Raw genomic sequence first — 22,910 nt, 5'->3', positions numbered from 1 at the left:
ATGATGCGGCGCCGAAACAAAAACAACCCGCTTAAAATAGGGCAAAGTTTTGAACTCAAAGCGTTCTCGAATAACAGGATTTTCTTTTAAACGCTTTAGCTGTGCTTCATTCATTTTTTGTATGGCTTGCTCTGAAACATCAGCATCGCTTACCAATAAACGGCTAATCACTCCGCCCATACTATGCCCAACCAACACTGCATCGTGCGCAGCGTAACTGTCTTTGGCGACGTTTTGAAAAGCTTGATTCAGCAAAGAGTAAATCTGAAAACGACTTTCAAAAATCGGCATATTGGTTGAATAAAACACCTGCCAAACTTGGTAGTTTTGTCTTAATTCGGCATCGCCCATAATGTCATTGGTTAGGCTCACCCACGCCTCTGGGCTGCTTGCCAGACCATGTATAAACACAATAATTTTCTTATTAGGGTTAAAGGGTTCCAGCATATATAAATGCGGCATGATTAAATTGGCTTCTTTATTAATTAAAGACCAATAGCCTGCTGCACCTAAATTATATTTCGATAACCATAGCCCATAAGGCGCCGAATAGTTAGCAGTGAGTGGATAGTCCACGCCTTCAACTTTCACGCGGTCCTGTCGGTATGGATCAAACATGGCAATTTCTAACTCTGCCCCATCAATGACCTGATCGGCTGTGGCCTTTTGTTTTGGGTAGGCAATGGCCGTGACTGGAAAGAAACGTGGTAAATGAATGTTGGGATTGCTCTGGTGAGCATAAAAAGCGTCGGGATCTAAAATAAAACCATGATTTACATCATGCTCCTTACGCCCCACAATAAATTCAGCACCTAAACCGTCCTTACGGTTGACGGTATTAAACCCTGAAAAGTTCATGTTATAGCTAGAGCGAAAGGTATCAACCTCAATGTTTTGTACATCTACTGCATGGTCAAAATTGACGTGGTACTCATGCCCATCTGCTTTTAGTAACGGTGGGAAATGAAGCGTATTTAAATGATTAAAATACGTGGTCATGAGCTTTGATAAAGCCACGTTATAAAAAATACGCACCTGATTTTGCCGATGGTCAAATACCCGATCGAACGGCGACTCTTCAGAGTCAAACAAATAGACATAGCTATAACGCAAGCTTTTATCAAACAGTGCTAACTCTTGCTCGACACAGCTATTATTTTTACTGCCCACATTACACTGACTGCTACGTCCAACATCTAAAGCTTTTGCCAAATAAATTTCGCTGAGCGCAGCATAACGCTCTTCTCTGCTGCTATTTTCAGACAGTCCCTGAATTTTCTTTAAACAATCATCAAAATTTTGCAGACAAGATTTTTCATTTTCTTTGACCAAATACAGTAAGTTTTGGGTTTGATGGCTTAAAGTATTGTCAGTCAAAATGCTTTCATTTTTACTTTTTAAAGCGCTACTTAAGTTACTTTCTTTTAAATGAATGACCTGACAACCGCTGAGCAGTCCCATTATTGCAAGCACTAAATAATGGCCAGACTTTGTCATTGTGCATTCCTTTCGCGAATGTATTTCCCCATTCGTCATTATGCCTGTAAAGCTGTGAACGAACAATTTCAGCTCAGCTTCAATGGTGCTTTATTGAAAAAATAAAAGCCCGAATTTTTTTAAATTCGGCTCTTTCAACAACTCCGTTTAAGCTTGTTTAAACTTCTGCTGTGAAGCCAAATAAGAGAAATAAAGGATAGGCAAAATAAACGGCGCTACACTCCAAAAGTCAAAATAGACATAAAGCACAGCCCCCATAAAAGCACCAATCACAAAGCCAATGACAATACTGGCGCTTTTAAGCAAACTTGCCCGATTGGCCTCATTATTGTTTTTTAGCAAGTTGGCAATATCAATCCCAAGCTGGGTGGTGTTGCCTGTCATCATGGTACTTGGGCTAATATTTTTAATGAGGGTTTTACTTGAAGTATTACGAATAGCTAAGGCAATTAAACCGAGACCACCTGTGATTGCAACCGTAATCGCATCGGCATTTTTAAATGGCTCGAAATAAAGCCCAGCAACCATAAAGGCAAAGAGAAAAATAGCCTCAAATAAAAATAAATAAGACAGCGTTTTGTGTTTAGCCTGACTACGGTCAATTAACAGTTTGGTAATCACCACCGTCACAATAAACAATGGAATAGCCGCAAGTTTAATCCAGACACCTGTACCGCCTTTCACTAAAGCCGCTCCTGCCAGTACCAAGTTACCCGTTACGTGCGCGGTAAAAAAACCAAATAACGCAATAAAGCCAATGGTATCAATTGCCCCGCCTACCATAGTCAGTAAAACAGGATCTCGACATATTGCCCACGTACTTTGTGTTTCTTGTTGAATTGAGGTTTCTGGCATAAGCAGCATCCTGTTATTTTAAAGTCATTAAATTCAGTACAAAGATGTTTTAAATATTTAAAAACAAATCAAATCTAAAGCATTTATAAAAACAAAAAAGCATGTAAAAACATAGACTGTTTAATGTCGCAACACTGTCTTCAAAATGGCAACAATTATGATGCGTACCATGCAACAGTATCAGTCATAAAGTTACGGTTTAATTAAAGCAAATCGGCCAAATTCCTAATTTCTTCCATCACCGCCTTACACGCAGGCGTTAAATAACCATGTTTAGAAATAGACAAAGAAATATAGCGCTTGAGCGCGGGATTAATAATTTTTGCGGCTTGAATTGGGGTGTATTGGCTGGCCTTCTTTAACGCTTGCGGCCCCAGCATGGTGTACATGCGAGACTCGGAAACCAAATGGGTTTGCAAACTAATCGAGTCGGCTTCAAACATAATATTCAGCTCTACCCCATTTTCATAAGCCATGTGGTCTAAAAAATTGCGCCAGTTACTTGGCCTACAAAAGGTGACCAGCGGTAACTGACTTATCTTTTTAAAGTCGACTTCACTTTCACGAGTTAACTCATCTCCTTCACAGCCGACCAAATAGGTATCGGCTTGGGTAAGGTAAACATCGCCTTGTTTAGGCGTCGGATTAAACCGATAAAGTATGGCTAAATCGACACTGCCATCTTCAAGCCATTTTTCTAAATGCACCCCTTGCCCTTCACGCACTGAAAGTTTAATTAGAGGATATTTCTCTTGAAGCACTTTATACAAAGTCGATAACAACGGATGTGCAGTAGACGGCAAACTGGCAATGCGCACCGTACCAATCGGAGTATCGGTTGAGTGCAAAATTTCATTATTAAGTTGGTCGGTTACGTTCAGCCATGAACGAATTTTAGGAAGTAAATGCTGGCCTAAATCGGTGAGTTCTACGCCTCGTCCAGTTCGGTTAAATAAACGTCCGCCACATTGGGCCTCAAGCTCGTTCATTTGCCGACTGATTTGCGGTTGGTTGGTGTTATGCAGCATCGCGACTTTACTTAAGCTACCGAGTTCCACCGCATCTAAAAATATTTTCCATAATTCATAATTCATCGATTCTTCCTAAATCGTAAATAGGCATTTTTGAGCCATACATTTTCAGTATAACTGAAATTCAAGAATTGGTAATTCCTACATAGCTCACCTATTTCTATACTCCAATCATGTTCTCTACAACACGATTTAAGTCAGATTAAGAACCAGAGAATATTTAATTACACTGTATAGGAAGTACGATTATGAGTTTAGATTTACGTGGATTAACCCCAGCACCTGTGACTCCTTTTACCCGTGACGGACAAGTAGACCATGATGCGATTCAACGTTTAGGTTCATGGTTAGGCAGTATTGATGGCGTGAAAGGCTTGGTTGTTCTTGGGCATGCAGGTGAAGGAACATTCTTGTCGCAAAAAGAACAAATGCAGGTCATCGAAAGCTTTGTTAAATCGGTAGATGACAAAATTCCGGTAATCGCAGGGATTACGCTCGAAGGTACTTCGGTTGCAGCAGAAGAAGCAAAACGTGCAGTCAGCGCTGGTGCTTCGGCAGGTTTGATTTACCCTTCACATGGCTGGTTGCGTTTTGGCTATCAAAAAGGCGCACCGCAAGACCGCTATAAAGCAATTTATGAAGAAAGTGGTTTGCCATCTATTTTATTCCAATATCCAGATGCAACGAAGGCCACTTACGACCTAGACACTCTACTTGATATTTCTGCACAGCCGGGCGTGTTTGCCATGAAAAATGGTGTGCGTAACATGCGCCGCTGGGATGTCGAAATTCCGATTATTCGCCGTGAACGCCCAGACTTACAGGTGTTAACGTGCCACGATGAATATTTGCTTCATACCATGTTTGATGTAGACGGCGCTTTGGTTGGCTACGGCAACATTGCCCCTGAACTGTTAATTGAAATGATTAAAGCAGGTAAAGCCAAAGATTATGCCAAAGCTCGTGCGATTCACGACCAATTATTACCAGTGACTCGCAATGTTTATCACCGCGGTTCACACATGGAAGGCACAGTCGCGCTTAAACATGCATTGGTTGCTCGCGGAATTTTGGACCATGCCACTGTGCGTTCGCCTCTACTTCCACTGGCAGATGGTGCTGAGCAAGAAATTCATGATGCGATGCGTCAAGCCGGAATTGGCAAGGTCGATTTAACCCAAGCCGTTGCTTAAATTCCATTCGGGCTAGCATATACGCTAGCCTTTTTTTCCTGTACGCTGCCTGAGGCCAAACATCGGGCATGTCTCTTAAAAACAATAATAAAAAGCATGCAAACTGTGGTGAACAGGTAGTGCGAAATAGAACAACAAAACTACGAGGAATGTAGTGATAAGGAGATATAAGATGACAAATCTAGCGGATGTAGAACAAATTAGTCATCATCAAAAAAATGCGGAAATTATTGCAAGACTCGAACGGCTACCCGTCACCGGACGATTGCAATTTATGCGAATTACCATCGGTATCGCGACCTTTTTTGACGCTTATACTGTTCTTGCGATTGCCTTTGCTTTACCCCAACTCATTACCGAATGGCACCTAACACCTGCCTATGTCGGTGCGATCATTGCCGCGGGCTATGTCGGGCAACTGGTCGGCGCGATCTTCTTTGGTTCTCTTGCCGAAAAAGTCGGTCGTTTAAAAGTGCTGTCTTTTACCATTTTACTGTTTGTGGCAATGGACATTTCTTGTCTGTTTGCGTGGAGCGGAATGTCGCTGTTAATTTTCCGTTTCTTACAAGGCGTTGGCACAGGCGGTGAAGTGCCTGTTGCGAGTGCCTATATTAATGAGTTTATTGGTGCAGAAAAGCGCGGTAAGTTTTTCTTGCTCTATGAAGTTTTATTCCCACTCGGTCTTATGTTTGCAGGCATGGCCGCATTTTTCCTCATGCCAATTTACGGCTGGAAAGTCATGTTTATTGTGGGCCTCGTTCCATCTTTACTGGTCATTCCTTTACGTTTTTTCTTGCCTGAGTCACCACGCTGGCTTGCTTCAAAAGGCCGTTTTAAAGAAGCCGATCAAGTGGTTAAAAGCTTTGAAGACGGTGCCATCAAAAGCGGTAAAACTTTGGCTGAACCTGTGGTTAAAGAAATTAACCCGCAAGGCATGGCAAAAACCGATTGGCGCGAGCTGTTCCGTGGCATTTACCGCAAACGTACCTTTACCCTGTGGGGCATGTGGTTTTGCGTGTATATGGTGAACAATGCCATGGTGACTTGGCTGCCATCTCTTTACAAACAACACTTTGGCCTGTCGCTTCAAACCAGTTTAGGTTATGGCTGGATTACCTCGGGCGTGGGTGTGATTGCCTCTATTATCTGTGCGTTAATGATTGATAAAGTCGGCCGCCGTCCTTGGTACAGTGCAGCGTTTTTCTTGGCAATCATTCCACTTATGAGCCTCTCGGTTTTAGGTGCAAAATCAGCGATGGAAGTTGTGATTTTAGCAACGCTGAGCTATGCCATTTTGCAAACGATTTCATTCTCTTTATACCTTTACGCTGCCGAACTTTACCCAACTCGCCTACGTGCGATGGGCATTGGTTTTAGTACCGCGTGGCTCCGTGCCGGCTCTGCAATTGGGCCTGTTATGGTGGGCCTCGTAGTTGGTGGCTATGGCATTCAATATGTGTTTAGTGTGCTTGCCGTTGTGGCCCTCATTGGTGGGCTTGTGACCTTCTTGTTTGCCATTGAAACCAAAGGCCAAGTGCTCGAAAAACTCTCTCCTTAATTCATCCATTTCATAAAAAGCTTGCCTAACCTCAGCGTTAGGCAAAGGGCTTATTCATGCTTAAAAAAGGAATTTAAAATGAATAAATATTTGCTATGGGGCTGTATTGGTTTAGGCAGCGTGAGCAATGTGTATGCAGAGCTTCCTCAAGAATTTGGCAAGTTAGAATTAAAACTCAACACCCGTTACTGGAACGATGAAGGCACTGCCCACCCCACGCTTGCTAACCCTTCGCCTTCATCGAGTGAATATGAACAAAGTGCTTTAGGGCTTGAGTTAAACTATCAGTCACTGTACATATGGGACTGGCTTGGAGTAGATGGCTCACTCTATGCCGTCACCAAGTTATTTGACTCTGGCAAGCCGAGCGCTCAGCTTTTAGAGGTCGAAAATAACGGCAAGGTCGACCAGAACTTTGCAGCTTTAGGGCAGCTCTACATCAAAGCAAAACTTGGCGACAAAGGCGAAATTAAATTAGGTCGCCAGTTGCACGATTCGGTTTTACTCAAAAGTACCAATAACCGCGCAGTGCCCGATACCTTTTCGGGTGCGAGTGGTCAGTTTCAACTGAATGATCAGCTACAGACTTACATAGCCTACTATGACCGCTGGAAACCGCGCAGCATGGACTCTTTTGAAAAACTGGTGACTGAAAATGATGAGCGCATTGATTATGTCGGTTTGCTGGGTGCCAAGTATCAGTACAAAAACTGGAGCGTGAATGCCGAATATTTAAATAGCAAAGATTATTTAAAAAAGTACGGGGCGATTGCTCAATATAAATTGCCCTTGCATGGCTTGGTGTGGACATTTAACACAGGCGCTTTTTTCTCGCGTGATGATGGCAAGCTGTTTAAATGTGGTGCCGAAACCGAGTTGGACTGTATCAAAGGTCAAGACATTAACAACCGTGGCAATGGTTATTTTGTCGATGTAAATGTGGCCAAGAATAATCTCGAAGGTGGCATTGCCGTTTCAAAGTTTGATGGTTTTTGGATTGAAGATAACTTTGCCGTGCACTCCGCCCGCAACTCTGTTTTAACGCAAGACCACGGCACTAACCCATTTCCGACCTCGGCGACCATTGGCCCTGACTTTAGCAATAACGATGAAACCGCCGTTGCCCTTCGGTTGAAATATAATTGGAAAGACTATGTGAAAGGTTTAAAAACCGAAGCGAAGTATATTTATGGCTTTGGCGCTCACCAAAGTAACATCAGCAGTGATATTGAGGGTAAAGAGCGTTACTTTGACTTTACTGTGAGTTATGCCTTGCCGTGGGTGAAAAACTTAGATGTGCGTTATTCATTTTTACATTATGAGTCGAAGTTTGAAAATGCAAACCTAGGTGAAAAAATAAATGGCATGACCCGTAAAGATTGGGATCAGCACCGAGTATTTATTAATTACCGCTATACATTTTAAGCACAGGCTAAACGTTTAGTTTAGCTTTATTATTTTTATTAATTTACGGATTTAAATCGATTAACTTTTGAGTTTAATTAAAATATAAATTTATATTTAAAATTTTTATAATATTTTATTTAAATTGAATTGACCTATTAAAAACTTATGATTATTATGGTCCCGCTGGCCTACATTGCCAGTCGGTTTTAGCAGACCGTAGATCCACGGCGGGTTATAGTTCTACTATAAGTCGTTAGACCCTTGCGTCCCTTTTCTTTGCGGTAGGACGGGAGGGGGACGCCCTCGTGCGTGCTGGTCCCTTGGATCCCAGTCTGCTAACCCCCTTTCGTTCTACCACCCTAATCAATTGACGGTGATTTTTGGTGGTAGAGCTCCATACATTTTAAGGAGTTGACCATGCCACTATATAAACTTATCCCCTCTCCCTTATAAACTTTTTATTTATTTAAAATTTAGGTTTTCTATTATCTAAAGTTTTAAATTTATAAATTATTTTTATTTTAAAATTTAAGTCATTTTATTTTATTGCTTTTATAGGCGGGTTAACTATTGCCTTTAAAAATGATTTTAAAACTTAAAATATAGCGGTTTATTTTTTCTCATTGAGATATCCCCAAATCATCACGAGAATAATATGAAATTTTATAAAACTATTTTGGTTTTAGGCCTCGTTGTAGGCGATTACAGCGTTTCGGGTTGTGACATACACACTCAGCAGGAGTTTGAAAAAATTTGCCTGTCTGGTGGGCACACCCAAGCCAGTTGCGACTGTATTTACCAACGGCTCGAACAAGTGTATTCGCCTCAGCTCATGCAACGTCTAGAACATGTCAGTTTGCAAAGTCCTGCTCTCCCACAGGACTTTGCTCCTACTTTTTTTAGTGTGATGCGGCGGTGCGATAAAAACGACATGGGCTAAGCGTTTGGCTTAGCTCCCTTATCTCTGTGTCGCAATGGTGGATGACTTTAAATCAGCGCAAAAAATTAAAGTTCTGTTGTGGCACGGGGGCCTTGGCTAATAAGTTAACTCTACTGAACAATAAAACTATACAGTATTGTCTACCCCCTGTTTGATATGATTTTGACACTTCATAAAGATAAGAAGGAATAAGTTTGGCAACACCATATATAACAATAGGCTGCCCCACTAGTGGCGGTGGTCAAGTAATTTCAGGGAACAGCATGTTCCTAATTGACGGGATTCCCGTTGCTTGCGTCGGCGACAAAGCTACCTGCCCAACTCATAAAGTTGTTGCAACCATTGTTTCAGGCGACCCGTATATGCAGATCTTTGGTAAAGCTGCTGCTCGTGTTAACGACTCTCTCTCCTGTGGCTGTAAGTTACTTCCACAACAGAACTTAGTAGTTCAAGACAATGGTGGAGGTTCTGCTCAAAGTTCTTCAGCGAGTAAAGCTCAAACTCAAGATAGCTTTGTAGAAGACAAATCTAAAGAATATGGTATTCAGTTCCAATTAAAAGATGAAAAAACTCAAAAAGTTTTTAGTGAAATCCCCTATTCAATTATTTACAAGAAGGATGGAAAAGTAGAAACCGGTTGGACGGATAAAGAAGGTAAAACCCATGTCATCAATGCTGACTCACCAGATGAAGTAGAGTTCCAAACCATTGATGCTTCTAAACCCTTACCTCCACTTTAAGGATTTAAAATGGCACAAGATAGAGTTTTCTCACCAACATTAATTCCATCTTTAGATAATGAAGTTAAAGTCTGTCATGCAGATGAATTATTAGATCCATTGTTATGCAACAGTATTGTTAAAATTCTTAATTATCATACTACAGTGCCTTACACCTTTATGATGAATCAAGGTCAATGGGATGGTGTTAAAAACAGAATACCTTTTGAACATGATTTAGCAATTCGCTTCGGGCTTGAGTATGATTTACGTCAGTTTAGTGAAACAGTTTTAGAAAGATATTCTTTTCATACAATGATGTATCTTAAGTTCACGATGTATGCTCAAAAGCATTCCTTAAATGAAGGCTCAACTTTTATCAGGGAGCTTGCCAAAGATTCTTTTACAGCACGCATGGCAATTGCTAAGAAAAATTTTGGTGAAGTTATTGATCTTACTCTTTCCAATGCAAACAAGCCTGTTTTAGCGGGAAATGCTATTGCCATCCATGAGAATAATGGACCATATCTAATTAATGAGAATATGTATAAGAAAGTATTTGGCCGTCCTTATGATAGTGCTACCGTATCGCAGTTTATACGACAATATCAATATACACCGCCACTTAGTAGTTTCTAGTCACGAGTAATAATATGAAGAAAACGAGATTAATATTTTTAGCACCGCTTCTTTTGGTTGGCTTCAATGGATGTAAAGCATCTGAAAAAGAGGATATAGATACATTTATTCAAAAGGACTTTAAGAATTACGTTACTGATAATAGAAAGTTGATTTTGGAAGCCAATAAAGATGTAAAACAAGAGCCAGCTCTAAAAGAGATTATTTTCAAAAATACTTTTGTAAAAGTAAGAACTGCACAAAGTCTACTTAACGAAGAGTATGGTAATTGGTTAACTGGCTTAGATAAAAATAAGTTTGATTATACCGACCTCAACGATGTCTGTTGGCTGACCGTCTACATGCAAAACTATATAAATAATATGGATGAGCGATATAAAGCCAATATCACCGAAGACACCAAGAAAAGTGTTAAGCAACTATACGAAGCAAGAAATGAAATTATCAAGCTAAGAGATAGCAAAGACAAATCTCTAGCAACTTTTCAGAAAGTTTGTAAGTAGTTGAAAATATTAATTAAATATTACTATATAAAGCTCCCATTAAAAGGAGCTTTATATAGCTAATTTTATAAATTAGTTATAGCTAAATCTAGTTATTCCCTGCCTGAATAAGAAATGGTTAATTAATTGTGAAATCTAAACTTTGTATTATTTTATTGTCTCTTTTAACGGTAGCATGTAGCCAAGTCCGCCCTCAAAAACATGGAATTACTGAAGCTGATATAACCCAAGCAAATGAAGCATCACTCTATGCCCAGTTTAATCAGCTTTATTACACAAAATCCTTATATAAAGCAGCATACGATGAAGTTAACAAGGTAACTCAAACTAATGATCAGTTGCTAAGTTATGCCACTTTTTTAATGTATGCAGTCAATACAACTTACGATTCTTTAGACATAAAGCTTAATGATGATCTAGATTTAATGGCTTCTGACAAAAAAAGTAAGATGTCAATTGATGCTTTAGATTCATTATGTGTAAGTAATAAATACATTGAAAAATATATAAAACTCAAAGAAAAAAGCGGAAGTGAGATATCAGCTAAAGCGAAAGAACTTTCAAAAGAGGCTTTGATACTTCAACCGAAAATTGAAAAAATCATTATGAAAACCGATTCACCGTTAAATGATATTGAATGTAAAAAATTAATCTAAGCGAGAAAAGGCCCTGATTATTCAGGGCTTTTTCTAGAAAGAATTAAAGTTCTGTTGTGGCACGGGGGTCTGGGGGATACCAAAATAACTAATTATTAACGAGTGATATATAACTTTACTTATCGGCCTTCTGAGCTCGCTCTACAGTAATATAGTCATTGGGAATAACTAACTGCTTTTCAATATCTTTCACTTTGTAAGAAACTAAAGTGCTTTTACCAATGCCTTGAAATAAAACTTTAACATCTTTAAAAATAAAGGTTTTATACTGACTCAATTCTTTAGTGGTTGATTTTGGTAGTGCAATTAAATTTGCATAAGGTTCTTTAATATATAAAGTTGCTTTTTCTACTCTCACACCAGTTTTTTGCATGGCATAATTTAGAAACGTGTTACCAACCTCTTCAATAAAAAACATGGGGACAAGTGGTATCAAGATCAAAATAATGGCGACTTGTAAGCTATCATTAATATGCGTTTCTAATCTTTTGAATTTCTTTATCGCAAATGTTTTAAGATGGTCACTTGCATCTGGGGCATCAATAATATCTTGTAAATTCTCAAACTTTATACGAAATTCTTTAATTTTCTGTCGGTTGATATAAAAAGGATAATAAGTAAAGGCAATAAAAAATACGGTAATACCTATGTAAAGATTGATTTTCCAATGCAGTAAAAACAAACTATGAATAACATATAACAGATAAAGAGATGCAGCCAATGTGGTAATGCTAATCTTTGGAAATGGCAGTTTTTGTCCAATTCTGATATGGGGTGGTAAATACTTATCAACCACACTAAAGATGATATATGTCACTGGAACTAAGGAAATACCAAAGAAAAACAAAATTGTGCTTAGCCCCGCATAAATAATAGAACACGCTACAAAAATCAGTAGAAAAATGAGCGTATCACCAAAGCTAATTTCCGAAGGAATATAGCTAATCGTCACTAAATATGCGACTAAGCATAGTACACCTATAGCAATAATGGCTTTAGTCGTTGTAATTGCTGTTTCATGCCACTGCCCCAGATTACTTAAAAATCTCGTTATTAAGTTGTTCATTTGATCTAACCAAATCTTATAAATTATTAAAAAATGAATGATTACCCTTTTCTAAACCGCTCCCCAGCGGAGTAATCATCTTTTGAAATTTCCCCAAATTTCAGAGTATGTCCCCACACTTTCAGTAACGCCCCAAAAATTATGACTGTTTAGAATAGCTATTTTAATTTGTGTTGCAATGGGAAGCCTTGGGGAGACAGTTTTTAGCTGAAAAATAAAAGCTAAAAACAAGTAAAGATAAATTTGTTAGCTTCTATTTTTTATCTCTTATTGAGGTAATTTGTTTAAACACTTCTTCTTCAAATAAAGCATGGTATCTAGCTTTTTTACTTTCATTATGAAAATTAAGTTTAATATAAATAACTTTTGAAATAACTAAACCTAAAATTAAAAAAGCTATAAAAGAGACTAGCAACCCTACAAAGCTTTTGAGTAGAAAAGCGACGATAAAAGAAACTAAAAAAGATATAAATAAGCTCCGCGATAGTAAAGATTGCTTACTCGCATGCTTAAATTGAGCAAGCTTTTCAGTAGCTATTTGATTTGCCTGTTCATAAGACTCTTGATCGTTGACAAACTTAAAATCTCTTAACTTTTCTTTATCTCTTTGTTGTAAAGATAATTTTCTTAGCTTTTGTAATTCACTCTCATCAACGGGCTGAACACCAACATAAGAAAATAGTAACTCCATGACCTCTGGATTATCTGTGTTAATTATTAAAGTATTTCCATCCAAAAATTTAACTTTTAGCTGTAATAGATGCTTATCTATTTCTTCTGTACTTTGACTCACTTGCACAGTTTGAGTTTTTTTAGCTGCTGTCACACCTCCTATTATTTCTCCAGTTGTGCCCTTCAATGCTCCTCCAAGCAAGGTTCGAGTTATTAAATCTGAAGTGGAGGTCGTTGTTTCTGAAAATTCATAACCTTTTGTTGTCGCCTTTTTTGTAGTTAAATCTCTTATGACTTCGACTTCTTCTATTTGGTCACATCGAGCAATAGGCTTAGGAAAACCATATTCGTCATGAATATAGTAAATACAGAAAGGCCCCTTATCTAAAAACATTTTATTTATTTTTGCTTTCTTCTTAACCCCAGCATTTATAATTTCAACTATAAACACAACCTGTATCCTTTTTATAAAAGTTAAACATGTTAGACAATTAGAAAGATTTATATTTTCAAATCAAAGCGACTTAACAATCCATTCGTCTTGGTATGTAAGTCCGCATAATATATTGCTCGCTTTCTTCCTAATGGTGGTTTTTTTATCGGTAGTTCTTTAATTTCATGAATGAGCGGTAACCGTTCTGTAAATTCAAAATTATCTACAACTCTATTGAACTCATCTTTTTTTAGCTGCTCTTCATTACAGAAAATATCATAGGCACGATGTTTTTCCATATCCCAAAATGCGGCAAAGGCTTCTTGTACAGTTTCCCCTGTTACCATTTTAGGAATTTGCTCATTGATAAATTTTTCAATCAAATCACGCTTATCGTATAAAGAAATATTATTATTCAATAAATCCTTAAGCTGTTTGACTCTACTGTCTTTCTGTTCCTGATTTTTAGAATTAATAATAAGTTTAAGTAATTTTAAAATGTAATCTACATTCACTCGATCACTAAACAATAAATCGAGCTGGAAATCGACCTCATCTAGTACTGAAGTTTTTTCAGCTACGTTCGGTCTCATTTGGTAGCTAAAAGCTAGATCTTTATATTTTGATGAATAATTTTCAAAATCTTGTTTTGTAAAAGAAGTAGCATCTTGATCGTACTCTGAATACATTTTTAAACGATTATTTAGCCTCATTACATCACGGAAGGCATACACAAACGATTCTTTTTCACTTTCGCCATATAAGTCATCAACAGACTGGCATGTAGGTGTAATGTTTAATAAATTATTTACCGCTGATTCATAGAGTTTTATTACTTGCTCATAAGGGCTAACGACGACAACATTCTTTGCTTCTTTATCAGAAAACATAATTAATGCATCATCAGTCGCTTGTTTAAGATTACGGAAGCACACTATGTTTCCAAAAGGCTTTGTCTGACCATAGACTCGATTGGTACGTGAAAAAGCTTGAATTAAACCATGATGTTTTAAATTTTTATCAACATAAAGAGTATTAAGCCGTTTTGAATCAAACCCCGTCAAAAACATGTTTACGACCAGTAAGATATCAATTTCTTTACCTTTATTTTTATCTGTACCGTAGGCCTTAACTCGACTACTAATATTTTGATAATAATCGTAAAATCCTGAACCAAGACTATAGTTAGTATTAAAAGTTTGATTATAATTTGCGATATATTGGGTTAATTTCTTCTCTGCAAACTCATCAACTTGTTTAGGTGCATCAACTTCTTCCTCCGCAATAAAATCATCATCAGCTTCACTAGGTTGCTGTGCTGAAGATTGCGCATAAGAAAATATGGTTGCGATATTGAGAGGTTGATAAAGCTCATTATTTTGTTGTGCTTTTTCTAGTAGCTCAGCCTGCACTTTTTCAAATTTATCGTAATATTGAATGAGTGCTGGAACTGACGATACACAAAACATCGCATTAAATTCACGCTGATTCGTTTTGCTAGCATGTGTTGCAATTACTTCACGAACAATTTTTTCAATTCGGCGTTCATTTTCAAAAAGTTCTCTTTTATCAATTGATTCTATTTTTTCTTCTTGTGCTTCTGGATTTTTATGTACGAAACGTCCTAAATAATCGATGTTAAACGGTAAGACATTCCCATCATTAATGGCATCTACGATCACATATTTATGTAATAGCTTTGGAAATAAATACTCAGTGGTAAATTTTTCCCCACTTACAGTGTGGCCATTTTTTTCAAAAATTGGTGTTCCTGTAAAACCAAACATTTGCGCATTTTTAAAGAACTTTTTAATTTTTTGATGCGTTTCACCAAACTGGCTACGATGACATTCATCAAAAATAAAAATAACTTTTTGATCTTTTAAAAAAGCCATTTCATTTTCATAACGGTCATTTGAAATTGCATTGTTCAATTTCTGAATGGTTGTTACGACTAAACGATTATCTAAAGAACGTAGTTGTTTAACTAGGTTTGCTGTATTAGTTGTACTGTCTACACTGTTTTCACGAAACTTATTAAACTCTTCTGCGGTTTGACCATCTAAATCTTTACGGTCGACTACAAAGATAACTCGCTGTATTTCTGGCTGTTTAATGAGTAACTGGCTGGCTTTAAATGAAGTCAGTGTTTTGCCCGAACCTGTGGTGTGCCAAATATAAGCATTGTCTGGTGAAGTTTTAACATGCTCAATAATCTTTTCAACGGCATAAATCTGATATGGGCGTAAAATCATTAAACTTTGAGTCGACTGATGCATAACAATATATTGCATCAACATTTTGGTCAGATGTTGCGGGTCTAAAAAACTATTAGTGAATTTGCCTAAATCATTAATTTTTTTATTGTTTTCATCTGTCCATGGGAAAGCAAACTCAATACTTTGTGTACCATTTGCATAGTACAAGCAATTTACACCATTGCTAATCACAAAAAATTGAATGAAGCCAAATAAACCTTCGCCAGATTTATAGGCAGTTTTGGCATATTCTAATGTTTGCTCAAAAGCTTTTTTAAGTTCTACACCAGATTTTTTAATCTCAATTTGTACTAATGGAAAGCCATTAATCAACAACGTAACGTCAAAACGGCTAGTGCGTCCGTTTAAATCTCGGTGATCCGCTACAACTTGGTTAGATACCTGAAAACTATTTTCTTGCACATCTTCACTAATAAAATGTACATGTCTTACAGATCCATCGTCGAATTTGACTGGGCAGCGATTGCGTAATAGTTCTGCTTTTTTAAATACTGTGGTTTCATTACTCAAGTAATGCCAGATTTGCTTCCATTCTGAATCTGAAAATGGGTTTTCAATTTTATTAAGCTGCTGAATTTTTCTTTTAAGATTTTCTAATAGAGTTGTTTCATTACGAAGCTGGACACGTTCATAACCTAAATTTTCTAGTTGTTGTATGAGTAAAGCTTCTAATTCTAGCTCTTTTTGTGTAGACACTATTCAATCTCTTAACTTTGTTTATTAATTACTGATTTATACCGCTATCCTATAATAAAATAGCATTTATTAAACTGCTGCTCCATAAGACAAAAATATAAAATAGTTTTTAAGATAAAGTTTTCTACTTTAAGAGTTGCTTAATAAGGCTCAAAATATATTCTAGATTTTCAGTATCCGATACATCTACTTGATAGTCGCCTACACCCCAATGACCTATATTAGACATGTCTCTGAATAATTTTTTTGAGTCATCTAATTGCCCAATTTTTGTATTCAAGGTCAATCTAAGTAATCTCTTATAGACCTCTATATAAACATAATTCTTCTTATGTCGTTTAAATGAAATATAAAGCTTTTTGGCATTAATCTCTAAGTCCGGTGCTAAATTTAAAATTGCGTCTCGGAACTGTTCATAAAGTTCTTTAATATCATCTGATTTATCTGCTAGATGATAATCTTCATCGTACTGTTTGATTTCTTTTGAAATCGTTTTTATCTCTTTAGAGCTTTCTGTTTGAACTTGTTTAATTGATGGCGCAGATTTGGTTTTTTGCATTGGGTTAATTGAAATAATTCCCCCTCCATAACGTTTAATTTCCCAAAGTTCGATACCTAAATCTTTAAAGTTGGTCGATTGCTTTTGAAAATCAGTAAAGCTTGGTGAAACAAAAATAATTCGACTTTGTGACCAATCTACGTCCTGTCGCTTTAAATTTTTAGCCTGACTTTCGTTATATTCCACAATAAAATCAGCTTTATATTCAAGCATTAGATTTAAGTAAGAAATACCTTGATCTATCACGCTATAGTTACGGTCACGTTTGTATTCAATAATTACAAATGCTTTACTTTCAGAGTCAAAAGCGAGCGTATCAATACGATTACTTTTAATCGTGAACTCAGATTTAATAAACTCTAGACCTGTAAACTCGTAAAGGTTGCTCTCAAAAACTGATTGAATTTCTTTTTCTAAACGAAAAGGAGATTCAGTTAACTCAACAAGTTTTTGTTCTTTTGTGTAATAAATTTGCATGTTTAATCCCAAACTTAAAAGATAAAATGAAATAATAATTTATCTTTTTTTCTTCCAAACCTTCTCTACTTTATCCAATATCACAGCATTCTTCTTAATTAATGTCTTGATCACATTCAAATCAAAATTTTGGGTTGTCCATGCTATTCCCCAATATTTTTTACCTTGTTCATGCCAAGTTTTAAACACATGAGTTGGATAATTTTCTCTAAAACAAGCTTCTACTCTTTCTTCAATCTCATCTGTGGGATTATGAATATAAGTATGAATTTTATACACTGGTGGAATTGAGTTGGTATCAATATTTAACACAATGTCTGAACTATCTACCCACTGATCATTTTGAAAGCGTAATGCTGGTGTTTTTGCCCAAGAATGACGAGCATTACTAACCTCAAAATCTTCAATAGTTTCTAACTCTAGATTTATTGCTTTAACAATTTCATTATAAGCTTGTTCTTTTAAGCGATTCAAAGCTTCAATTTCTTCTAAATTTTCGAAAATAAAATTAACAGACTGCATATCTATCTCTACACTTTCATATAAATTTTCTAAGTGATTTAAAAACTCTGTTGCGAATATTACCCACTTATTTAATGGTGATTTCATAATCTGATATGCTAATGAATTTCGAATTGAAGCTATCAACTCTAAATACGAGATTCCAAACCATTCATTTTGGGTTGTGCAACCTTCAACACATAGCACTATTGGAATTACTTTTTTCTTTGATATATTACCCTGCTTTCTAGCCCATTCCAGATAGTCTAGAAATGGATTATTTTGGATATGCCCAATTTTATTTTCAATTAGAATAAGACTTGTATCAGTTTCAATTACTAAATCTAAGCGTTTCCCATTTTGTGTAAGTTGTTCTGTAGTTACTCCGATAACACCACCAAATTCAAATTGATAGAGTTCCTTATCCAACTCACCTAACAATTTAGTAAGTCCGTCATAAAAGCTATGGCCTAGTCTATGAGAGTTATTGGTATCAAGAAAAAAAGCCAATAATTCCGTAGTTGGATTTTCATGATATTTTCTGGATGCCGTATCAAAAAACGTTAATTCACGTTCTTCAATTTTGTACTTTTGACTTCTATGCAGTAGTTTTTGGTACTTTAAAAGCACAACTTCGTCGATTTCGCTCATTTACTCCCCCTCACATAAATATCCGCCAACACAGTTTTATATATTTTGAATTGATAATTTTGATATCAGCTCAAAATTTAGTTTTTCATAGCTAATTTAAGCAAATAAATTTAATTATTAACTTCACATTTGACTGCTTTCGCAGGTGTAATATTTTTTGCTGACATAAGTTGGGTTAAGTCTGATCCTTCTGTTTCTTCGACAAATAAGTTGTAATCGTTAATGGTAATTGTTGCCTTACCTTCATACTTGCAATAGTCTTTTTTGATGGTATCTGGCAATTGAAATATTTTTTTGGCTTGTTCAAAATTGCTAAAACAGAACCATGCAGTTCGTTCATCACCTTTTGGACGAGGGATAAGAGCCGATGATGTTTTGTTTGGTTCAAAGCAAATCGCATCGCCCATATAGTCTAAATATTCAGGGTCTAAAGTACGTGAGTAAGTTCCTGTTAAAGTCACGCTTCCTTTATAGTGTTTAAAACCAGAAATATCTTTTTGATATTTAAAAGTTTGAGCCTGCGCCAAGATTGGGAATGTTATTAAAGCAACTAATATAAGTTTTTTCATCATAATCCTGTTTTAAGTTTTATAAAGTGTAAAAAAAAGCAAAGTGATTTTTCACTTTGCTATATAAGAATATTAAACAAACATCTGCTGCAACAAGCCTTTTTTCCACTGTTTGGCTTGTTCAATTTGCTGTGCCACAACTTCAATTTTTTGGTCAATCGCAGACAAGAAATTAGCGATTTTGGTTTGTTCTTCTAGGCAAGGATAAAGAATAGGCATATCAAAAAAGTCTTTATTTATAATATTCATTCGATCATGTCTAGCTCCTGAATTAGCTACACTTTTGACATAATCATGCCAAAAATTACTATCAAAGAAATATTCTAAATATGTCAAATTTCCCTCTTTCACTGTAAAAACAGTATATAGAGGTGACATTACACCTAAACATTTCTTATTACGCTTAATTGGTCCAACTGGCGCATGTACTGAAATTCGGGGGTTATAGACAAAATCATTCAAATTTACGATGTAATACCCATTCAGATTTGATTCCGTTACAATTTCACGATCAAAATAATCACTTTGTTTGATAATACCTTGTGTAGCAGAGTTTGTTAGAACTTCAGTTATCAAATCATCTTTATTTTTATTTGATTGCTTTGAAGCAATTTCGTTTAAAGACTTATCCTCCCATTCCCCAAACTCACTCCCATCATCTGCTTTAAAACGAATCTGCTGACTAAATAACTTTTGCATCATGCCTTGTTTATACTGAATGAGTAACTCGTGTTTTTGAGTTAGTTGTTTAATCTTTTCATCGACTGCGAAAAGGAAAGAGGCAATTTTGGTTTGTTCTTCTTTGGATGGAAAAGCTAGCTTAATTTCTTTAACATCATTTAATGACAAATTTGGAGGGTCTGTACCTGCAATCGAATTTTCTAATTCCTCTACTGTCTTAGATCTTTGTAATAATGAATATATAAAATCTAAATTATTATTTTTGCTATGTATCTTTGCTACACGTTGATTTAACAAAGCGCCATCATATAGATTGCCAACCTGAGCAATCTTTAATTTTTTATTTAAAATTGGTCTTGTTAAAGCAATTACATAATCATTCTTGTTCACTATGAACTGTGAATATTTATCCAAATATCCTAACGGTAAATATGATGGATTATTCGGTGTCATTTCCTGGATACCAACATCAGCAATCTTTAACCACTTAGCACCACTATCAACAGATGATGTACTCGGGAAAGCATATCCAGAAATTAAGCTAAAGCTATCTCCAAGATTTTCTAATTTCCAATCACCACCAAACTCTTTAAATCTTAACTTTGGTAAAGCCATTACTTCACCTCCGCAAATGGCGAATCAATCCCTAACTCTTTACAGAAATCCGCAATCACAGCATCGGTCTTCTGACTTTCTGCTTCCAAGGTTTGAAGCTGTTTCGCAATCGTATTTAAATCAATCTCTGCCTCGGCTTCAAAAGTATCAACATAACGTGGAATATTTAGGTTGTAATCATTTTCTCGAACCTCTTGAATTGAGGCAACCTTGGCATATTTCTCAATATCCTGACGGTTTTCAAATGCCCCTAGAATATTGTCTAAATGCTCAGGCAATAACTTGTTCTGATTCTTCAGCTTATCAAACTCATTGCTGGCATCAATAAACAAAATATTGTCTTTATGCTCTCGGTTTTTCTTGAGTACCAAAATACAAGTCGGAATAGTCGTACCATAGAAAATATTGGCAGGTAAACCAATAACAGTATCAATCACATTCATCTGCTCAATCATAAACTGACGAATATGCCCCTCACTTGAACCACGGAACAACACACCATGTGGAAGTACCACTGCCATTGTGCCGTGTTCTTCCAGTTGATACAGCATGTGTTGAACAAAAGCCATATCAGCTTTAGAGCTTGGCGCAAGTTTGCCATAAGACTTAAAGCGCTCATCATTCATAAACAATGGATCTGCCGACCACTTTGCTGAAAATGGAGGATTCGCAACAATCGCGTCGAACTTTTTATCTAAATGCTGAGGTTTTTTTAAGGTGTCTTCTTGGCGAATATCAAACTTAGAAAAATGAACATCATGCAAAATCATGTTCATACGTGCCAAGTTATAAGTGGTGCGATTCATTTCTTGACCATAAATCGCATCAACATGATTTCCTACTTCACGCTTTACACGTAACAATAAAGAACCTGAACCACATGTTGGGTCATACACACTACGTAGACGCTCTTTACCTTGTGTGACAATACGAGCAAGTAAGGTCGAAACCATTTGTGGAGTATAAAACTCCCCTGCTTTCTTACCTGCACCAGAAGCAAACTCACCAATTAAATATTCGTAAGCATCTCCCAATACATCCGACTCTGTATTAGAAATATCAAAATCAATGGCATCTAAATGTATGATTACTTTGGCAATCAACTCATTTCGGTCATTGGCGTTATTGCCCAACTTAGTAGAAGTTAAATCGAGGTCTTCGAATAAATGAGCAAAGTCATCTGCTGATTCAGCATCTTGCGTACTTTGTTCAATACTTTTTAATGTCTGAATTAGGTCATCTAAAATAAACTCTTCTTTCTTTGCACGCTCAGCGATGCTATGAAACAACTGATTTGGCTCAAGAAAGTAACCCATATTTTCTAAACTTTCTTGTTTAAGGGCTTCTAAGAATTCCTGATGTTCTTCATTACTAGCATCTAAATCTGGAAATTCAATTCCTTCATCAGCAAGCTCAGCATTAGCACTGTTTAACACTTTTTCAGATAAATATTTATAGAAAATCAGTCCTAAAATATAATCACGAAATTCATCTGCACCCATTTTGCCACGTAAGGTGTTGGCAATATTCCAAAGTTGTTTTTGCAGTTCTTGGAGCTGTACTTGAGTCATGTTAAAAAGTAACCAAAATCATCATTTTAGAATGGCAGTTACTTTGGCATATTTATTCGTTTTTTTTAAGTAGAATTTTATCAGAACACTACAATAACGACATGAATTGACGTTCCAAACCTGTTTAAAGCTTGTTTTAAAAGATGACTCATTTATCTTAACAATCACAATTATAAACAATGGTGAAATATGCTTTCTATAGTAGAATAAACTTAACTATAATAAATAATTAGGTTAAATTCACTTAAAATATTAGGTTAATTATGAGTCAGGCTTTAAAATTAAATAGTTTTAAAAATAACGATATTTCTGAAATTAAAGAACTAGATTTAGAAACTATCAAATCAATTAAAAACTTTGAAAATATTTTAGAAAAATTTGAAGAAAGATTTTTTTTACTTTATTGCATTCATGAAAACTGCAATTCATTTAGCAATGAATTCTCACTATATACAAATAGTTTAAGCGCTGAGAAATCACACATTGCAAGTATCGATTTTATAAAAATTAATAGAATATTCGGAAAAGGATTAATAAATATATTAGCAGCATTTAAAACAATGCTCGAACACCTTGAAACCAGTATAAAAAGAGAGTTCGGTGAGGAATCAAAGGAATTTATTTTCTTTAAAAAAATTCAAGCAGAGGAATTTGATAATAATTTTTCTTATTCTTTTTGCTATAAATTAAGAAACTATATGCAACATTGCAGTATTCCAAAATTTGAGTTTTCTCTACAATACATCCGTGATGAGTCAGAGATGCCACAGGTTACTTCAAAATTTCATTTCAACAGAGATGACCTAATTAAAAACTATGATAGCTGGGGAAAACCAGTAAAAAAAAATTTACTATTGAAAGAAGACACATTTTGTGTTTTCACAACATTAAATGAATTCATTAACTCATTAAATAAAATATTTTTTAAAATGAAAGATATATTTCAATTTAATCAAGTTAAGGAGGCACAAGAATATATTATTTCTCTACTGAATGAAAAAGAGGATTACATAGGACAAGATTACGGTATAGGAAATCTTGAGAAAGAAAAAGGACTAAAAGCTAATATGATAAAAACTTCCTTATTAAAAAGTGTCAATGATTTTAAAGAATTGATTAATTCTAATTACTAATAAGCTGCC

General features: G+C 36.0%; 19 protein-coding genes and 2 pseudogenes. 9 read left to right on the top strand and 12 right to left on the bottom strand.

The window, feature by feature from the left end; all coding sequences use genetic code 11:
* The 3 genes from J582_RS12915 to J582_RS12905 all read right to left on the bottom strand — a co-directional run.
* A partial coding sequence (locus J582_RS12915; RefSeq protein WP_050674836.1) for an alpha/beta hydrolase occupies nucleotides 1-1,497 on the bottom strand: 1,497 nt, incomplete at its 3' end.
* A gap of 147 nt (nucleotides 1,498-1,644) precedes the next feature.
* On the bottom strand, nucleotides 1,645-2,352 hold the full coding sequence (locus tag J582_RS12910; RefSeq protein ID WP_032048037.1) for a YoaK family protein: 708 nt from the start codon (nucleotides 2,350-2,352) through the stop codon (nucleotides 1,645-1,647).
* A 203-nt stretch (nucleotides 2,353-2,555) separates the two neighbouring features.
* Nucleotides 2,556-3,446: a LysR family transcriptional regulator gene (locus tag J582_RS12905; RefSeq protein ID WP_032048036.1), complete on the bottom strand. Its 891-nt coding sequence runs from the start codon at nucleotides 3,444-3,446 to the stop codon at nucleotides 2,556-2,558.
* Between the two features lie 185 nt (nucleotides 3,447-3,631).
* Here J582_RS12905 and J582_RS12900 point away from each other — a divergent pair, with 185 nt between their 5' ends.
* From J582_RS12900 to J582_RS12870, 8 genes are all read left to right on the top strand, one after another.
* Nucleotides 3,632-4,576, top strand: a complete 945-nt coding sequence (locus tag J582_RS12900; RefSeq protein WP_000050871.1) for a dihydrodipicolinate synthase family protein — start codon at nucleotides 3,632-3,634, stop codon at nucleotides 4,574-4,576.
* A gap of 172 nt (nucleotides 4,577-4,748) precedes the next feature.
* Entirely contained in the window at nucleotides 4,749-6,134 is a 1,386-nt protein-coding gene (locus J582_RS12895; RefSeq protein ID WP_032048034.1) for an MFS transporter, read from the top strand.
* 78 nt (nucleotides 6,135-6,212) lie between these two features.
* The gene (locus J582_RS12890) at nucleotides 6,213-7,559 is read left to right on the top strand and encodes an OprD family outer membrane porin (RefSeq protein WP_032048033.1); all 1,347 of its coding nucleotides are present in this window, start codon (nucleotides 6,213-6,215) and stop codon (nucleotides 7,557-7,559) included.
* Nucleotides 7,560-8,196: 637 nt separating this feature from the next.
* Nucleotides 8,197-8,481 (top strand): hypothetical protein, encoded by a 285-nt coding sequence (locus tag J582_RS12885; RefSeq protein ID WP_000675263.1) that lies wholly within the window; start codon nucleotides 8,197-8,199, stop codon nucleotides 8,479-8,481.
* Nucleotides 8,482-8,675: 194 nt separating this feature from the next.
* On the top strand, nucleotides 8,676-9,221 hold the full coding sequence (locus J582_RS12880) for a PAAR domain-containing protein (RefSeq protein WP_032048032.1): 546 nt from the start codon (nucleotides 8,676-8,678) through the stop codon (nucleotides 9,219-9,221).
* A 9-nt stretch (nucleotides 9,222-9,230) separates the two neighbouring features.
* A complete protein-coding gene (locus J582_RS12875) occupies nucleotides 9,231-9,839 on the top strand; it encodes a hypothetical protein (protein ID WP_032048031.1) in 609 nt (202 codons plus the stop codon).
* A 14-nt stretch (nucleotides 9,840-9,853) separates the two neighbouring features.
* On the top strand, nucleotides 9,854-10,342 hold the full coding sequence (locus J582_RS0104665; protein ID WP_032048030.1) for a hypothetical protein: 489 nt from the start codon (nucleotides 9,854-9,856) through the stop codon (nucleotides 10,340-10,342).
* 128 nt (nucleotides 10,343-10,470) lie between these two features.
* Complete coding sequence (locus J582_RS12870) at nucleotides 10,471-10,998, top strand: hypothetical protein (protein ID WP_032048029.1); 528 nt, start codon at nucleotides 10,471-10,473, stop codon at nucleotides 10,996-10,998.
* 115 nt (nucleotides 10,999-11,113) lie between these two features.
* Here the strand turns inward: J582_RS12870 and J582_RS12865 are convergent, their stop codons facing one another.
* The 9 genes and pseudogenes from J582_RS12865 to J582_RS12830 form a co-directional block, all read right to left on the bottom strand.
* Nucleotides 11,114-12,064: a hypothetical protein gene (locus tag J582_RS12865; protein WP_032048028.1), complete on the bottom strand. Its 951-nt coding sequence runs from the start codon at nucleotides 12,062-12,064 to the stop codon at nucleotides 11,114-11,116.
* A gap of 253 nt (nucleotides 12,065-12,317) precedes the next feature.
* A complete protein-coding gene (locus J582_RS12860) occupies nucleotides 12,318-13,187 on the bottom strand; it encodes a hypothetical protein (RefSeq protein ID WP_032048027.1) in 870 nt (289 codons plus the stop codon).
* 50 nt (nucleotides 13,188-13,237) lie between these two features.
* The gene (locus J582_RS12855) at nucleotides 13,238-16,144 is read right to left on the bottom strand and encodes a type I restriction endonuclease subunit R (protein ID WP_032048026.1); all 2,907 of its coding nucleotides are present in this window, start codon (nucleotides 16,142-16,144) and stop codon (nucleotides 13,238-13,240) included.
* A 124-nt stretch (nucleotides 16,145-16,268) separates the two neighbouring features.
* Complete coding sequence (locus J582_RS12850; RefSeq protein ID WP_032048025.1) at nucleotides 16,269-17,180, bottom strand: DUF5655 domain-containing protein; 912 nt, start codon at nucleotides 17,178-17,180, stop codon at nucleotides 16,269-16,271.
* A 39-nt stretch (nucleotides 17,181-17,219) separates the two neighbouring features.
* The gene (locus tag J582_RS12845) at nucleotides 17,220-18,332 is read right to left on the bottom strand and encodes a PD-(D/E)XK nuclease family protein (RefSeq protein WP_032048024.1); all 1,113 of its coding nucleotides are present in this window, start codon (nucleotides 18,330-18,332) and stop codon (nucleotides 17,220-17,222) included.
* A 110-nt stretch (nucleotides 18,333-18,442) separates the two neighbouring features.
* Entirely contained in the window at nucleotides 18,443-18,901 is a 459-nt protein-coding gene (locus tag J582_RS12840; protein ID WP_032048023.1) for a hypothetical protein, read from the bottom strand.
* 72 nt (nucleotides 18,902-18,973) lie between these two features.
* Nucleotides 18,974-19,711, bottom strand: a pseudogene (locus J582_RS27595) (restriction endonuclease subunit S); the annotation flags it as partial.
* Nucleotides 19,694-20,197: pseudogene (locus J582_RS27590) on the bottom strand (restriction endonuclease subunit S); the annotation flags it as partial. The pseudogenes J582_RS27590 and J582_RS27595, both read right to left, overlap by 18 nt.
* The gene (locus J582_RS12830; protein WP_032048021.1) at nucleotides 20,197-21,768 is read right to left on the bottom strand and encodes a type I restriction-modification system subunit M; all 1,572 of its coding nucleotides are present in this window, start codon (nucleotides 21,766-21,768) and stop codon (nucleotides 20,197-20,199) included. The gene J582_RS12830 and the pseudogene J582_RS27590, both read right to left, overlap by 1 nt.
* Nucleotides 21,769-22,031: 263 nt before the next feature.
* Here J582_RS12830 and J582_RS12825 point away from each other — a divergent pair, with 263 nt between their 5' ends.
* Nucleotides 22,032-22,901 carry a hypothetical protein gene (locus J582_RS12825; protein ID WP_032048020.1) on the top strand — a complete coding sequence of 290 codons (870 nt, stop codon included), beginning with the start codon at nucleotides 22,032-22,034 and terminating at the stop codon, nucleotides 22,899-22,901.
* Nucleotides 22,902-22,910: the final 9 nt, after the last annotated feature.

The sequence above is a fragment of the Acinetobacter sp. 1566109 genome (assembly GCF_000582255.1).
Classification (GTDB): Bacteria; Pseudomonadota; Gammaproteobacteria; order Pseudomonadales; family Moraxellaceae; genus Acinetobacter; species Acinetobacter nosocomialis.
The sequence above is the reverse complement of the archived record's forward strand: the minus strand, read 5'-3'. Positions and strand labels throughout refer to the sequence as shown.